The organism is Arthrobacter sp. CC3 (assembly GCF_039907775.1).
Lineage (GTDB): Bacteria > Actinomycetota > Actinomycetes > Actinomycetales > Micrococcaceae > Arthrobacter.
Genome location: NZ_JARCCY010000006.1, coordinates 87205 through 101148 on the forward strand (window position 1 = coordinate 87205; position 13944 = coordinate 101148).

The 13944-nt window shown below is 65.8% G+C and carries 15 protein-coding genes; 12 read left to right on the forward strand and 3 right to left on the reverse strand.

Going from position 1 to position 13944, the window contains the following annotated elements:
- Window positions 1-10 precede the first annotated feature (10 nt).
- The 4 genes from PV761_RS04855 to map are packed head-to-tail and all read left to right on the forward strand — an operon-like array spanning window position 11 to window position 4739.
- Window positions 11-1216: a cytochrome P450 gene (locus PV761_RS04855; protein WP_347894817.1), complete on the forward strand. Its 1206-nt coding sequence runs from the start codon at window positions 11-13 to the stop codon at window positions 1214-1216.
- Window positions 1206-2966, forward strand: a complete 1761-nt coding sequence (locus tag PV761_RS04860) for a class I adenylate-forming enzyme family protein (RefSeq protein ID WP_347894819.1) — start codon at window positions 1206-1208, stop codon at window positions 2964-2966. Before PV761_RS04855 ends, PV761_RS04860 begins: the two co-directional genes overlap by 11 nt.
- Entirely contained in the window at window positions 2963-3874 is a 912-nt protein-coding gene (locus tag PV761_RS04865; RefSeq protein WP_347894821.1) for an NAD(P)-dependent oxidoreductase, read from the forward strand. The genes PV761_RS04860 and PV761_RS04865 overlap by 4 nt, the downstream gene beginning before the upstream one ends.
- A 37-nt stretch (window positions 3875-3911) precedes the next feature.
- Window positions 3912-4739, forward strand: coding sequence for a type I methionyl aminopeptidase (map, locus tag PV761_RS04870; RefSeq protein WP_347894823.1), 828 nt, complete (start codon window positions 3912-3914; stop codon window positions 4737-4739).
- A 198-nt stretch (window positions 4740-4937) separates the two neighbouring features.
- Here the strand turns inward: map and PV761_RS04875 are convergent, their stop codons facing one another.
- The 3 genes from PV761_RS04875 to PV761_RS04885 form a co-directional block, all read right to left on the reverse strand.
- Window positions 4938-6284: an ABC transporter substrate-binding protein gene (locus tag PV761_RS04875; protein ID WP_028269565.1), complete on the reverse strand. Its 1347-nt coding sequence runs from the start codon at window positions 6282-6284 to the stop codon at window positions 4938-4940.
- Between the two features lie 79 nt (window positions 6285-6363).
- On the reverse strand, window positions 6364-7218 hold the full coding sequence (locus PV761_RS04880; protein WP_347894825.1) for a carbohydrate ABC transporter permease: 855 nt from the start codon (window positions 7216-7218) through the stop codon (window positions 6364-6366).
- Window positions 7215-8165 carry a sugar ABC transporter permease gene (locus PV761_RS04885; protein WP_347894827.1) on the reverse strand — a complete coding sequence of 317 codons (951 nt, stop codon included), beginning with the start codon at window positions 8163-8165 and terminating at the stop codon, window positions 7215-7217. Before PV761_RS04885 ends, PV761_RS04880 begins: the two co-directional genes overlap by 4 nt.
- Window positions 8166-8422: 257 nt before the next feature.
- Between PV761_RS04885 and PV761_RS04890 the strand changes: the two genes are divergently transcribed.
- The 8 genes from PV761_RS04890 to truA all read left to right on the forward strand — a co-directional run bounded on the left by PV761_RS04890 (window position 8423) and on the right by truA (window position 13916).
- A complete protein-coding gene (locus PV761_RS04890; RefSeq protein ID WP_347894829.1) occupies window positions 8423-9490 on the forward strand; it encodes a P1 family peptidase in 1068 nt (355 codons plus the stop codon).
- Window positions 9491-9643: 153 nt separating this feature from the next.
- Window positions 9644-9865 carry a translation initiation factor IF-1 gene (gene infA, locus PV761_RS04895; protein WP_009358723.1) on the forward strand — a complete coding sequence of 74 codons (222 nt, stop codon included), beginning with the start codon at window positions 9644-9646 and terminating at the stop codon, window positions 9863-9865.
- A 69-nt stretch (window positions 9866-9934) separates the two neighbouring features.
- Complete coding sequence (rpmJ, locus tag PV761_RS04900) at window positions 9935-10048, forward strand: 50S ribosomal protein L36 (protein ID WP_009358722.1); 114 nt, start codon at window positions 9935-9937, stop codon at window positions 10046-10048.
- A 181-nt stretch (window positions 10049-10229) separates the two neighbouring features.
- Complete coding sequence (gene rpsM / locus PV761_RS04905; RefSeq protein ID WP_003803743.1) at window positions 10230-10604, forward strand: 30S ribosomal protein S13; 375 nt, start codon at window positions 10230-10232, stop codon at window positions 10602-10604.
- 50 nt (window positions 10605-10654) lie between these two features.
- Complete coding sequence (rpsK, locus tag PV761_RS04910; protein ID WP_011692779.1) at window positions 10655-11056, forward strand: 30S ribosomal protein S11; 402 nt, start codon at window positions 10655-10657, stop codon at window positions 11054-11056.
- 132 nt (window positions 11057-11188) lie between these two features.
- Window positions 11189-12199 (forward strand): DNA-directed RNA polymerase subunit alpha, encoded by a 1011-nt coding sequence (locus tag PV761_RS04915; protein WP_011692778.1) that lies wholly within the window; start codon window positions 11189-11191, stop codon window positions 12197-12199.
- Window positions 12200-12276: 77 nt separating this feature from the next.
- Entirely contained in the window at window positions 12277-12993 is a 717-nt protein-coding gene (gene rplQ / locus PV761_RS04920; RefSeq protein ID WP_028269561.1) for a 50S ribosomal protein L17, read from the forward strand.
- Between the two features lie 32 nt (window positions 12994-13025).
- Entirely contained in the window at window positions 13026-13916 is an 891-nt protein-coding gene (gene truA / locus PV761_RS04925) for a tRNA pseudouridine(38-40) synthase TruA (protein ID WP_347894833.1), read from the forward strand.
- The last annotated feature ends 28 nt before the right edge of the window (window positions 13917-13944 follow it).

The following is a 13944-nucleotide window of genomic DNA, read 5'->3' on the forward strand; positions in this document are numbered from 1 at the left end:
GGAACGCGCGGTGACGGGGCAAGCGTCCGCCCGGGAGTCCGGCACCGGCCGCCTGGCCATGTGGGAGCGGCGGCTCCACGTCGGCGCCCATCCTGTGGCCTACCCGCTGATCCGCGGGCTGGGGAAGCTCCGGCCCGTTGTCCGGCTGCCCGGCCTGGGCGTACTCGTCAGCGAGGCCTCCCTGGTCAGGGAAGTGCTGATGGATGCCAGCTACTCGAAGTCCGGGGCCATGGCTTCCGGCGCTCTCTGGACCCCGGTGGTGGGTCCCCGTGCCCTGCTGAACATGCACGGGGAAGAGCACCTTGAGCTGCGCCGCCGCCTCAACGGCCTCTTCACGCCGCGGGCCGTCGAAGCCATTGTTGCCCCGGCGGGCGAGCGGCTGCGCGGACGGCTGGCCGCAGGGCTGGAGCATGGCGGCTCGGTGGAGTTCGTCGGGCTGGTCAAGGAACTGTCCGGGGGAGTGATCAGCAGGCTGCTGGGCGTCCCGGACGATGCGCCCGGCCGCCTCCCGGCCAGCGACCTCTTCACCCTGGGCACCTCCATCACCTCGCTGGTGCGGCTGGGGCGGCCTGGGCTGGCGCCTGCTCAGGTCGCACAGGCGAAGGCCGCCGTCGAAATTCTGGCCGGACCCGTACGGAACGCCTACCGCAGCGACGATCCCTCCACTTTTCCGGGCCGCCTCCGGGTCCTGGGGCTCGGGGAGGACGAAGCAGTGGGGATTGTCAGTGCCTTTGTGATCGCCGGGACCGAAACCCTGGTGTCCTACGTTCCGCGGCTCGCCGCCATGCTGTTCGACGACGGCAGGCTGCCCGCGCTGTCAGCTGACCGCAGCGGGCTCCCCGACGCAGTCACCGAGGGCCTGCGGTACACGGCGCCGTCGCCGATGATGCTCCGTGAGGCCACAGCGGCAGGGCGGCTGGGCGGTGTCCGGATCAACCCGGGGGACCGGATCCTGCTGTCGACGGTGCACGCCGCCAAGAGCCTGGGCGGTTTCGACCCGGGAACGCCCGTCCCGCCGGCGGCCCGCCAGCTGTGGTTCGGGGCGGGGGCCCACTTCTGCATCGGGATGCCGCTGGCGATGGCCGAAATCAACGGCGCCTTGACCGTGCTGCTGGACGAGTACGCGCGCTGCCCGTGGCGCATCCGCTCGCGGACCGTGAGCCGGAACGTGCTTATTCCGCACTACAAGTCCCTGGAGCTGACCCGTGCGAACTGAACTGCCGGACGACCTCATCGCCGCTGTGTATGACGCTGCTGCGAAGCACCCGGACCACCCGGCCATCACGGCACCCGGCAAACGCGGCGGAAAGCCGGGGAAGACCATCAGCTACCGGGACCTTGCCGCCGGGATTGAATCCACCGCGGGGGGCCTGCGGCGCGAGGGATTCGGTCCGGGGGAGCGCCTGCTGTTTTCCGTACGGCCGGGGCCGGCGGCGTTCACGCTCGCCCTGGCCGCAGTCCGGGCCGGCGGGGCCGTCGTATTTATTGACCCGGGGGTTGGCCCCGAACTCTTCCGGAGCAGGACGGCGCTCGCAACGCCGCGCTGGGCGGCCTCCGAGTCGCTGCTTTATGCGCTCAGCGCGCCCGGGCCGCAGCGGCGCCTTGCCCGGCGGCGCGGCCTGCTGCTTCCGGACTACGCAGCCATGGAGGTCCGGCACTTCCACTCCGGTCCGTGGCTTCCGGGGGTCCCGTTCACGTCGACCAACATCCGTGCCCTGTCCCGAAACGCTTCCCGAAACGCTTCCCGTGGAAGCAAGTACGACGGCGGCGCTCACGACGGCGGCAGGCCGGACGGTCCCCCGCCGGTCGAAGCCGCACCGGGGCAGGAAGCGGTCATCATCTTCACATCAGGCACCACCGGGAAGCCGAAGGGCGTGGTGCACAGCCGCGGAACCCTGGCGGCCGGTTTCGGCCAGTTGAGCACACGCTGCACGTTCGCCGCCGGCGACCGCATCCACTCGGAACAGCTGATGATGGGCTTGCCGGCCCTGATCGCCGGCGCCCACTGGACCATGCCCGCGTACGGGTTGTCCGCCACCATCGATCCGCTGCGGTTCGCGGCCGAACTGGGACCGGCGCCGGGCCGGAAGGCGGCCACCCATGTGTTCCTGGTGCCGTCACAGCTGGCGCCGATCCTGGACGCCGTGGAATCGCGACAGCTGGCGTGGCCGGACACCCTGAAAACGGTGATGCTGGGTGCCGCGCCCGTGCTGGCCCCGTTCCTGGCGCGGGCTGCCCGGCTCCTGCCGGGAGTGCGTTTCCACTGCATCTACGGGATGACCGAAGTCCTGCCCATCGCGATCGCCGACGGACGCGAGAAACTGGACTTCGCGTCCGGACGCACCGCGGAATTCCGGACCGCGGACGGTGCCGGCGAGGGCGACTACCTCGGCGGTCCGCTGCCGGGCGTGCGCTTCCGGGTGGCTGAGGACCATGAACTGATCGTCTCCGGGCCCAACATGTGCCTGGGTTACCTTGGCGAGGACACCATGGACGAGCACGCCACCGGCGACCTCGTGCGCGTGGACCGCGGCCCGGCCGGCTCTACCGGGACGCCGAGGCTCGTCCTACTGGGGCGCAAGAAGGACATGATCATCCGCGGCAAGACCAACATCTACCCGGGCCTGTACGAGCCGGTCATTGCCGGCATCGACGGCGTGGCCCAGGCAGCGATGGTCGGCGTCCCGGACGGCATCGGCGACGAAACGGTGTGGCTCGCCGTCGAACCGCGGCAGGGACAGGACCCGGCGGCGTTGCTCCGGACCCTGCACCGCGAGCTGCCCCTGCTCATTGACGAATCGGCTCTGCCCGACCGGATCGAGGCCATGCCCAGGCTTCCGGCGTCGGGGCGGCACCGCAAACCGGACCGCGTGGCGCTGCGGGCGCTGTTCTCGGACCGCCTGACGCATGGGAGCCCGCCCCACGGGAGCCCGCAGCGAGACCGGCCCCCGGAAGGGACGCCATGAGGATCGCCGTGACCGGGGCCAGCGGATTTGTCGGCGGCGCTGTTGCCGAAGCTGCCGAGGATCGCGGTTGGGAGGTGGTCCGGTACGGCCGGCGCCGGCTCCCGGGCGTAACGGTGTGGGACCTCAGCGCAGGGCCGCTGACAAGCCCGCCGGAAGTGGACGCCGTCGTGCATTCCGGAGCGCATGTGGCGGACTGGGGGCCTCCGCAGCTTTTCCACCGCGTCAATGTCCACGGGACCGAAGCTGTTGCGGCTACCTTTCCCCGTGCGCGGCTGGTCCACATTTCCAGTTCCAGCGTCTATCCATGGTGGCAACCGTGCGTCGACCGGCCGGAGGAGCCGGTCGCCGGCCGGTACCTGAACGCCTACTCCAGTTCAAAGGCCCTGGCCGAGGCAGCGGCCGCACGGCACGGCAATGCGCTGATCCTCCGGCCGCACGGTGTCTACGGCCGGGGTGACCGGACCCTCCTGCCCCGCCTCATGGGCAACGTGAACAATAAAAGGCTGCTCAGCGTCGGCGGCCCGGATGTCCTGCACCAGCTGACATCCATCGGCAACCTGGCCCGGGCAGCGCTCGCCGCCTGCACCGCGGACGCCACCGGTCCCGTCAACGTGGCGGACCAGCGGCCTGTGGCCCTCGGCGGAGTCCTGCGGGAAGTGCTGGACGCTACTGGCCGGTCCGACGTCGAACTCGGCTTTATCCCGATGCGCGCGGCGATGACATTGGCGGCGTCGCTCGAGGCGATGGCGGGCGTGACACGCAGGCCGCCGCGGCTGACGCGCTACGCCGTCAGCCAGCTCGGCTTCGAACGCACCTACTGCACACGCCGCCTGCGGGACGAGCTGGGAGTTGACCCTGTCCCGAGCAGCTTCGCAAGTGCGGGAGAATGGATCAGAGACCTGGGATGAAACCATCCCGCCAGCGAGACGAAGCACTGAGGTATAAATGGCATTCGGACAGCCCCGGATTGAATACAAGACCAACGCCCAAATGCGCATCATGCATGAGGCCGGCCTGGTCCTGAGCCGTGCGCTGGACGCCGCCGTGGCCGCCGCAGTCCCCGGTACCACCACGGCGCAGCTGGACGCAGTATTCCGCGCAGTCCTCGACGAGGCGGGCGCCAAGTCCAACTTCCTCGGCTACCACGGGTTCCCGGCCACCATCTGCACCTCCGTCAATGAGGAAGTGGTCCACGGCATCCCGGGCAGCCGCGTGCTGAACGACGGCGACATCATCTCGATCGATGGCGGCGCCATTGTGGACGGCTGGCACTCCGACTCGGCCCGCACCGTGATTGTCGGGACCCCCGATCCCGAAGACGTCCGGTTGTCCGAGGTCACCGAGGAGGCCATGTGGCGGGGGATTGCCGCGCTGGCCACCGGAAAGTTCGTGGGCGACATCGGGAACGCGGTGGACGACTACGTTTCCTCCGTGCAGGGCAAGCCGCTGGGCATCCTGGAAGACTACGTGGGTCACGGCATCGGCTCCGAAATGCACATGGCGCCGGACGTGCTCAACTACCGCACCAGCCACCGCGGTCCCAAGATCCGTCCCGGGCTGTGCCTGGCCATTGAGCCCATGCTGGTCCGCGGCAGCATTGAGACCGCCGTGCTCGAGGACGACTGGACTGTAGTCACCACCGACGGCAAGCGCTCCTGCCAGTGGGAGCACTCCGTTGCCGTGCATGAAAAGGGCATCTGGGTTCTTTCCGCGCCCGACGGCGGTGCGGAGCGGCTTGCGCCGCTGGGCGTGGTCCCGGTCCCGATTCCGTAAGTCCCCGGCACACGGCGTCGCGCCTCGCTCCGGCGTCGCGCACGCAGCTCCGTCCCGCCCGGCCGCGAGGCGACGCGACGCGCAAATACGCCCTCGACGCGCAAAATCCCTGGCGCACCCGAAATAACGGGTGCGCCAGGGATTTTGCGTAGCGCGGGGCTTTTTGCGCGTCGAGTCCGCGAGTCAGGTAAGGATGCGTCAGCTCTTCAGCTTGGGCTTGACGTCCTTCGTGTAGATGCCTTCCAGCGTGGACTTCAGCGCGGTCATGGTGGCCTTAACATCGCCCTGCTGGGTGAGGATCTTCGCCGCGGCCTTGGCCATCTCCTGGTCCGCACCTGGCAGGAACACCCGGGCGTTGTCCTGGACCTTGGTGGCCGCGAGCTGGTCCATGGCCGTCTTGATCTGCGGGGTCTTGGCCAGCACCGAGGTCATGTCGGCGGAGACGCGGGTGGGCATGTAGCCGGTGGCCGCTGAGAATTCCGCGGTGTTTTCCGGCTCGGTCATGAACTTCAGGAACGTGCCGGCCGCCAGCTGCACTTCCTTGCTGACACCACTGGGGATGCCCAAGCCGGCGCCGCCGGTGGGGCACACCCCGCTTTCCACCTTGGGCCCGCCCGGCAGGAAGCCCACGCCCACATTGAACTTGGCCGACTTCAGCACACCCAGCAGTGAGCCGGTGGACGAGATGGTGGAGGACGTGATCCCGGCGGCGAAGTCGTCAGCCGCCTCCTTCGAGGAAACACCCGCCCAGCCGTCCTTGTAGATGGAGTCCTGTGCCCACTGCAGCGCCTCCACGGATTCCGCCGAGTCGCAGTTGATGGTCCACTCGTTGGACCAGCTGCCGCCCCAGCCCCAGAGGTTGTTCTGCAGGGTCCAGCCCGCATAGCCCGCCAGTGCCGGGTAGATGTAGGCGTACTGCGCGCCCGAGCTGGCCTTCAGCTTTGGTGCCCACTCGGCGAACTCCTGCCAGGTCTTCGGTGCGCGGTCAGGCAGCCCCGCAGCCTTGAAGTGGTCCTTGTTGTAGTAGAACAGCGGAGTGGAGCGGCCGTAGGGAAGAGCCCACTGCTTGTCGTCGTACTGGTAGTCCGCCACGAGGGACTTCTGGAAATCGTCCACCTTGATGTCCAGCTGCTTGACCAGGCCGTCCAGCGGGATGATGTTGCCGTTGGTGAAGTAGCGGAACCACCAGACATCCGAAAGCACCACAACGCCGGGCAGTGCTTCCTTGGCTGCCTGTGAGGTCTGGAACTTCTGCGCGATTTCCTCATAGTTGGCGCCCGCCGTCACCAGGTTCACCTTGATCTCCGGGAACTTGGCATGGAACTTCGCGATGATGGACTTCTCCACGTCCTGGGACTTGCCCGGGTGGCTGGTCCAGAAGTCGATCGAGGCGGCGGGCTTCACACCGCTGAAATCGATCTCGGCGGCTTCGCTCGCCGGAGTTGTTCCGCCGGTGGACGGGCCGCCGCAGGCTGCCAGCGCAGCGGCGCCGGCTCCTGCACCGGCAAGCCCCAGGAAATGCCTGCGGTCAAGATTCATACCCATTGTGGATCCTCTCAAAGGTGATTGCTCATGCTGACTCGTTGTACGGGTTGGATGACAGGTAGTGCGGGGAAAGCGGGCCCTAGCCGGTGACGCTGCCCTGGGTAAGGCCGGCCACGATGTAGCGCTGGAGTGCCGCGAACACCACCAGGATGGGGACGATCACCAGCACGGCTCCCGCCATGAGGATGCCCCAGCCGGAGCCGTTGCCCTCGGAGTTCTGCAGCAGGGTGAGGCCCACAGGGAGCGTCATGGTTTCCGGGCGGTCCGTGATGATGAGCGGCCAGATGTAGTCGTTCCATTCGCTGACCACGGTGACCAGGGCAACCGTGGCGATCGAGGGGACGGACACCGGTACCACGATCCGCCAGAGCCGCCGCCAGTGGCCGGCGCCGTCGATCTCCGCGGATTCCAGGATGGAGGCCGGCAGGGTCATGAAATGCTGCCGCAGCAGGAAGGTGCCGAAGGCGGTTCCCAGGCCGGGCAGGATGATGCCCCAGAGGGTGTTCTTGCCGCCCATGCCGGCAATGAGGATGTAGTTCGGCAGGATGGACACCTGCGGCGGAACCATCAGCGCCACGAGGATCAGCACGAAGATGGCGTTCTTGAACGGGAATCGGACGAACACCAGGGCATAGGCGGTCAGGATGGCCAGCAGCACCTTGATGGTTGCACCCACCAGCGTGACGATGGTGCTGTTCAGGAAGAACTGCGCGAACGGCACCGTGGTCATGGCGATGTTGTAGTTCTCCAGGTTCACGCTCTCCGGGAGGATCTTCAGGTCCATGGTGATGATCTCGCCGGGCTGTTTGAACGAACTCAGGATCATCCAGAGCAGCGGCAGGAACACCACCAGGGTGGCCAGGATCAGCGGAACGTAGCCGCCGGCAATCGTTTGGACAATGTTGGCGCGGGAGAAGGGGCGGTGCGTGCTCATGAGTAGTGCACCTTCCGTTCGACGAACCGCAGCTGCAGCACGGTGATGATCAGCAGGATGGCGAAGAGCACCACTGAGATGGAGGCCGAATACCCGGCCCGGTTGAAGGCGCCGAACGCCTGGAGGTAGGCCTCGTAGATCAGCGTGCTGGTGCCGTTGCCCAGGGGCGTCATGATCCTGATCAGGTCGAACGCCTGCAGCGAGCTGAGCATGGTGGTGATCAGCAGGAAGAACGTGGTGGGGGAGAGCAGCGGGACGGACATGCTCAGGAAGCGCCGGAACCCGTTGGCGCCGTCCAGGGAAGCAGCCTCCATAACGTCCTGCGGCAGCGACTGCAGCCCGGCGAGGTAAACCACCGCGCAGTACCCCAGGTTCTTCCAGACGTACACGATGATCACCATCACCAGGGACAGCTGCGGATCGTTGATCCATTGCGGGCTTTGCTGGCCCAGCCCGCGGAGCACCCAGGCGAGCACGCCGTAGCCGGGATCGAAGATGAACAGCCAGACCAGGCCCACGCCCACGCCGCTGAGCACATAGGGTGCAAAAACCGCGGACCGGGCAAAAGTGGTGCCGCGGACCTTGGAGTTCAACGCGAGGGCGATCAGCAGGCCGAGCACCATCGAGCCGCCCACGGTGACAAGGGTGAAGACAGCGGTGGTCCCCAGCACCTTGGCGGCATCGGCACTGGTGAAGAACGTGACGTAGTTGTCCAGCCCCACCACGGTGGCCGACGCCGATCCCAGCGTCCAGTCCAGCGTGGAGTAGTAGATGTTGTTGATGAGCGGGAGGTACGTGAAGACCCCGATCAGCACAAGGTTGGGCAGTGCGAGGGCCAGGAAGACGAAGAAGTCCCGGCGGGTCCTGCCGGACCATTTCGGCCGGCGCCGCGGGGCCGGAACGGCTTCCACGACGGCGGGTGGCCTGTCAGTCAGTTGTCTTGTCATTCGGTCTCTAACGGATCCGGGCCCGCTCGAGGCAGGCCGGTGGACGTGGGGATTTAGCTTCACTTCACCACATGGTTGGTGGGCAGAATCCCGCACTAGCCCTCGTCAGAGGATTGTTAGTCAAGGCTTCCTTGCCCGTTAACGCCGTGTTGCTGGCAGTATTGCATAACGTTTGTTTTGGAGGCCGGAGTTGCTCCCGCGGGTCGCCGAACTTTTGGGAGCGGACACTCGATTCCGCTCAGGCGCACAATGGAGCCATGGGATCAATTACCGATGTCACCGGAATCCGGGTCGGCCACACGCAGAAAATTGGGTCGTCGGGGTCGTCCGACGGCGGGACGTCCGACGGCGGCTGGCTCACCGGGGTGACCGTGGTGCTGCCGCCGCCCGGAACCGTCGGTTCCGTTGACGTCCGCGGCGGAGGCCCGGGCACCCATGAGACGGATTCCCTGGACCCCACCACACTCTCGCAGCGCGTGGACGCCGTGGTGCTCACCGGCGGCAGCGCCTACGGGCTGGTGTCCGCCCACGGCGCCAAGCGCTGGTGCGAGGAAGACGGCCGCGGGCTGCCCGTGCCGGGCGGACTCGTGCCGATCGTCCCGGCCGCCGCCATCTTCGACCTGGGCCGCGGCGGTGACTTCACCGCCCGCCCCGATGAGGAGATGGGCTACACGGCCGCTGCCGCCGCTGCCGCCCAAAAGGACGGTCACGACGTCGAACGCGGCAACGTGGGAGCCGGCACCGGAGCCGTCCTCGGCCGGGGGCAATACAAAGGGGGAGTCGGCACGGCCTCCATCACCTTAGACAACGGGGTAGTGATAGGCGCCATAGCGGTGGTCAACGCCGTGGGACTGCCTTTTGGCACATCGCCGGAGCGGGCGGAACTCGGCAGCGTGCGTCTAAGCGACGAAGGAGCGAGCACGCCGAGGGTTTCGGCCGTTGCGGCGGAAGCCGGGCACGGCACACATGCCGAAGCGCCGCCGCTCAACACCACGCTCGTCGTCGTCGCCACGAATGCTGTGCTGTCCAAGGCCGAGTGCAAGCGGACCGCCTCTGCCTGTCATGCCGGACTGGCCCGGGCGCTGAATCCTTCCCATACCCTCGCCGATGGCGACACGGTGTTCGCGCTGGCGACGGGCGCCGTCGAACTTGACCGCAGCACCGATGCCGCCCGGACGTTCAGCCTCATCACGCTGCAGAGCGCGGCAGCCGACGTCGTGACCGAGGCCATCCTGGACGGGGTCTCCCGGGCTGAAAGCGTCACAACCCCGGCAGGGGAATATGCTGCGTACGGCCCGGTAGTGCGCTACCATGGTCCGATTTAACATTCCTGCCAAGATGGCGTAATGTTGTCTGTTGGTTGTCTGCCCTGTTTGCGCCCTTTTGCGGTCGGAAGGCAGAAGCCAATCAATCAAAAACGTTCGCAGTCATGTCCGGTGCCAACCGGAAGGCTGTGACAACAACAGTTAGCGGAGGGTATGGCCAAGAAGGACGGGGTCATTGAGATCGAGGGCGTTGTGACTGAGGCGCTGCCTAACGCGATGTTTCGCGTTGAGCTCACCAACAAGCACATCGTTCTGGCGCACATCTCTGGAAAAATGCGCCAGCACTACATCAGGATTCTCCCTGAGGACCGGGTAGTGGTGGAGCTGAGCCCGTACGACCTGACACGTGGTCGTATCGTCTACCGCTACAAGTAAACACTGGGCGGCCAGAGCATTAGCCGAAGGCCGGGCCAGTAGACCAACTGCAACACGCAAAGGAACGCCATGAAGGTCAAGCCGAGCGTCAAGCAGATCTGCGAAAAGTGCAAAGTGATCCGCCGTAATGGCCGGGTCATGGTGATCTGCGAGAACCCGCGCCACAAGCAGCGCCAGGGCTAATTTCCTTCACGGGAAATCCTGGGTTGCTAACCCACGCAAGTAAATAAAGGCAGCACAAGCTGAACTGGGACATAAGCTCGAAAGAGCCCGGACAGCTAACCCCCGGTCGGAGGCTGGGGCCGCACTGAAAGTGCGGGTGTACTGCCTACGACCTCCGGTTTATACAAGGAGTACCGCCACTATGGCTCGTCTCGCTGGCGTAGACATTCCCCGCGAAAAGCGGCTGGAAATTGCGCTTACTTACATCTACGGCGTGGGCAAGACCCGTGCACACGAAACCCTGGCTGCTACCGGCATCAGCGCTGACGTTCGGGTCAAGGACCTGACCGACGCGCAGCTGGTTGAGCTGCGTGACTACATTGAAGGCAACTACAAGGTTGAGGGTGACCTTCGCCGCGAAGTGGCCGCTGATATCCGCCGCAAGGTTGAAATCGGCAGCTACGAAGGCCTGCGTCACCGCAAGGGCCTGCCCGTACGCGGACAGCGTACGAAGACCAACGCTCGTACCCGCAAGGGCCCGAAGCGTACCGTCGCCGGCAAGAAGAAGGCGCGTTAAATCCCCCGGGATTGACTCGTTTTCCCCCATAACTTTCTGTAGGAGAAATAATGCCCCCGAAGACTCGTGGCGCGGTTCGCAAGCCGCGTAAGAAGGACAAGAAGAATATCGCGCTGGGCCAGGCGCACATCAAGAGCACTTTTAACAACACCATCGTTTCCATCACGGACCCGAACGGTGCTGTCATCTCCTGGGCTTCCGCCGGTGAGGTTGGCTTCAAGGGCTCACGTAAGTCCACCCCGTTCGCTGCCCAGATGGCTGCCGAAGCTGCTGCAAAGCGCGCCCAGGAGCACGGCCTGAAGAAGGTTGACGTGTTCGTCAAGGGACCGGGTTCGGGCCGCGAAACCGCAATCCGCTCGCTGCAGGCCGCCGGCCTGGAGGTTGGCTCCATTCAGGACGTCACCCCCGCCGCGCACAACGGCTGCCGCCCGCCGAAGCGCCGCCGCGTCTAAGACGTATTCAGCAGTTGGAGCTTGCCCGGACCTTCACGGGTCCGGGCAGGCCCAGCCGCGTTAAGTCTTCAGACCGAATTTCCACCACCTGTGTTGCGTCATATAGCGGATGCTCGCCGAAAGGAAACCTAAGTGCTCATTGCACAGCGCCCCACCCTCTCTGAAGAGGTCGTCTCCGAAAACCGCTCCCGTTTCATCATTGAACCGCTGGAGCCGGGCTTTGGATACACTCTCGGAAACTCCCTCCGCCGTACCCTGCTCTCCTCCATCCCGGGCGCTGCTGTAACCAGCATCCGGATCGATGGCGTGCTGCACGAGTTCACCACGGTTCCGGGTGTCAAGGAAGATGTCACCGAGATCATCCTGAACATCAAGAACCTGTCGGTTTCCTCCGAGCACGACGAGCCGGTTGTTGCTTACCTGCGCAAGCAGGGCCCGGGAGTCGTCACCGCCGCGGACATCGCTCCGCCGGCCGGCGTCGAATTCCACAACCCGGATCTGCACATTGCCACGCTGAACTCGAAGGGCAAGTTCGAACTCGAACTGACCATCGAGCGCGGCCGCGGCTACGTTTCGGCAGCTCAGAACAAGTCCGGCGACTCCGAGATCGGCCGCATCCCGGTCGACTCGATCTACTCGCCGGTGCTGAAGGTTACTTTCCGCGTGGAAGCCACCCGTGTTGAGCAGCGCACTGACTTCGACAAGCTGATTGTCGACGTCGAGACCAAGCAGGCCATCGCCCCGCGCGATGCCGTTGCTTCCGCAGGCACCACCCTGGTGGAACTGTTCGGTCTGGCCCGCGAGCTGAACACCGCAGCTGAAGGTATCGAGATTGGCCCGTCGCCGACTGACGCTGCCCTGGCAGCCGACATGGCCCTGCCGATCGAGGATCTGGACCTCACCGTCCGTTCCTACAACTGCCTCAAGCGTGAGGGCATCCACACCGTGGGTGAACTCGTTGCCCGCTCCGAGGCCGACCTGATGGACATCCGTAACTTCGGTGCGAAGTCCATCGACGAGGTCAAGGCCAAGCTGGTTGAACTGGGCCTGTCCCTCAAGGACTCGCCTCCCGGTTTCGACCTGGCAGCACGCGCCGCAGCCATCGAAGAGGACGACGCCGCGTTCAGCGACGACGAGCTCTAACAAGCAGATCTTGGCCGGCTGGCTGGATGCACCACGTTGTGCGCAGCCCACCGGCTTCCATATGAGGAGAAACAATTATGCCTACCCCCACTAAGGGTCCGCGCCTCGGAGGCGGCCCGGCTCACGAGCGTCTTATGCTCGCGAACCTGGCAGCAGCACTGTTCGAGCACAAGCGGATCACCACCACGGTGACCAAGGCCAAGCGCCTGAAGCCGTACGCAGAGCGCCTGGTGACTTTCGCCAAGCGCGGCGACCTCGCTTCCCGCCGTCGTGTACTCGGCCTGATCAGCAACAAGGGCGTCGTCCACGAGCTGTTCACCGACATTGCACAGGCAGTGGAGAACCGCGATGGCGGCTACACCCGCATCACCAAGATCGGCAACCGCAAGGGCGACAACGCTCCCATGGCTGTCATCGAACTGGTCCTCGAGCCGGTTTCCGCAAAGCAGGCTGTAGTGGCTGAAGCTACTGCCGCTGCCAAGCGCGATGCAGACAAGGCTGCTCCGGCCGCCGAAGCTGTTGAGACCGAAGAAGCCGCTCCGGCTGCCGAGGTTGCCGAGACCGAAGCTGCCGAAGCCAAGTACGCCGGCTCGCACCCCGCCACCGCTGACAACGAAGCTCCCGAGGGCTTCCCCGTCAAGGGCAACGAGGACTCCATGAAGTTCCACGTTCCCGGCTCACGCTGGTACGACGCCACCACGGCTGAAGTTTGGTTCGACTCTGCAGAGTCCGCCGCAGCAGCAGGCTTCGCGCCTGCCGGTGGCGACGCTGCGCAGGCTGTCGAAGCTGAGTAATCAGGCTCTGTCGCCGCAGTAGACTTATGTCTATGAACCACCAGAAACCCGCTGCCCCCGTTTTGGGGGGCGGCGGGTTTTTGCGTATCCGTTTGGATTTGGCGTACGACGGCGGCCCGTTCAGCGGGTGGGCAGTGCAGCCCGGACTGCGGACCGTTCAGGGTGTGCTGGAGGATGCCCTTGCCCTCCTGGTCCGGCGCAAGGTGCGGGTGACCGTGGCTGGCCGCACCGACGCCGGTGTCCACGCCCGCGGACAGGTGGTCCACCTGGACCTCACCGAAGAGGAGTGGCAGGGACTGAACCGCGGCGCAGAGCTGGATCCCGCCGTCGCCCTCCTGCGGCGCCTGCGCGGAGCACTGAGCAGGGGACTGGGCGACCTCACCGGCGCCATTGAGGTGCACCGTGTCACCGTGGCGCCCGAGGGGTTCGACGCGCGGTTCTCGGCGCTGTGGCGCCGGTACAGCTACCGCATCGCTGACGGTCCGGCGCTGTGGGACCCGCTGGGCAGGTACTCCACGCTCTGGCACAAGGAACAGCTCGATGTGTCGCTGTTGAACGAGGGGGCGTCCAAGCTCCTGGGGCTGCAGAACTTCCGTTCCTATTGCAAGCCCCGCGAAGGATCCACCACCATCCGTGAACTGCAGCGCTTTGAGTTCGCTCGGGGGAGCGACGGCGTCATCGTCGCCACCGTGCAGGCTGACGCGTTCTGCCACAACATGGTGCGGGCGCTGGTGGGCTCGGCCCTGTACGTCGGTTCCGGAGTGGAGAAGCCGGGGTGGCTTTATGAGCGGCTTCTTGAGCAGAAACGCGATGCGAAGTCCGTGCTGTCCGCCCCGCACCCCCTGGTGCTCGAGGAAGTGGCTTATCCCTCGGACAGCGAACTTCTGGCCCGGGCCGAACTGACCCGGGCGCTGCGGAAGTAGGCGTGGCCGCTGGTGGGCAGGGCCGCTA

What these genes read in the sequence shown, in the direction of transcription:
- PV761_RS04865 (WP_347894821.1), top strand. Translation starts at nt 2,963, where the DNA reads ATGAGGATCGCCGTGACCGGGGCCAGCGGATTTGTCGGCGGCGCTGTT.
- map (WP_347894823.1), top strand. Translation starts at nt 3,912, where the DNA reads ATGGCATTCGGACAGCCCCGGATTGAATACAAGACCAACGCCCAAATG.
- PV761_RS04875 (WP_028269565.1), bottom strand. Translation starts at nt 6,284, where the DNA reads ATGGGTATGAATCTTGACCGCAGGCATTTCCTGGGGCTTGCCGGTGCA.
- PV761_RS04880 (WP_347894825.1), bottom strand. Translation starts at nt 7,218, where the DNA reads ATGAGCACGCACCGCCCCTTCTCCCGCGCCAACATTGTCCAAACGATT.
- PV761_RS04885 (WP_347894827.1), bottom strand. Translation starts at nt 8,165, where the DNA reads ATGACAAGACAACTGACTGACAGGCCACCCGCCGTCGTGGAAGCCGTT.
- PV761_RS04890 (WP_347894829.1), top strand. Translation starts at nt 8,423, where the DNA reads ATGGGATCAATTACCGATGTCACCGGAATCCGGGTCGGCCACACGCAG.
- infA (WP_009358723.1), top strand. Translation starts at nt 9,644, where the DNA reads ATGGCCAAGAAGGACGGGGTCATTGAGATCGAGGGCGTTGTGACTGAG.
- rpmJ (WP_009358722.1), top strand. Translation starts at nt 9,935, where the DNA reads ATGAAGGTCAAGCCGAGCGTCAAGCAGATCTGCGAAAAGTGCAAAGTG.
- rpsM (WP_003803743.1), top strand. Translation starts at nt 10,230, where the DNA reads ATGGCTCGTCTCGCTGGCGTAGACATTCCCCGCGAAAAGCGGCTGGAA.
- rpsK (WP_011692779.1), top strand. Translation starts at nt 10,655, where the DNA reads ATGCCCCCGAAGACTCGTGGCGCGGTTCGCAAGCCGCGTAAGAAGGAC.
- rplQ (WP_028269561.1), top strand. Translation starts at nt 12,277, where the DNA reads ATGCCTACCCCCACTAAGGGTCCGCGCCTCGGAGGCGGCCCGGCTCAC.
- truA (WP_347894833.1), top strand. Translation starts at nt 13,026, where the DNA reads ATGAACCACCAGAAACCCGCTGCCCCCGTTTTGGGGGGCGGCGGGTTT.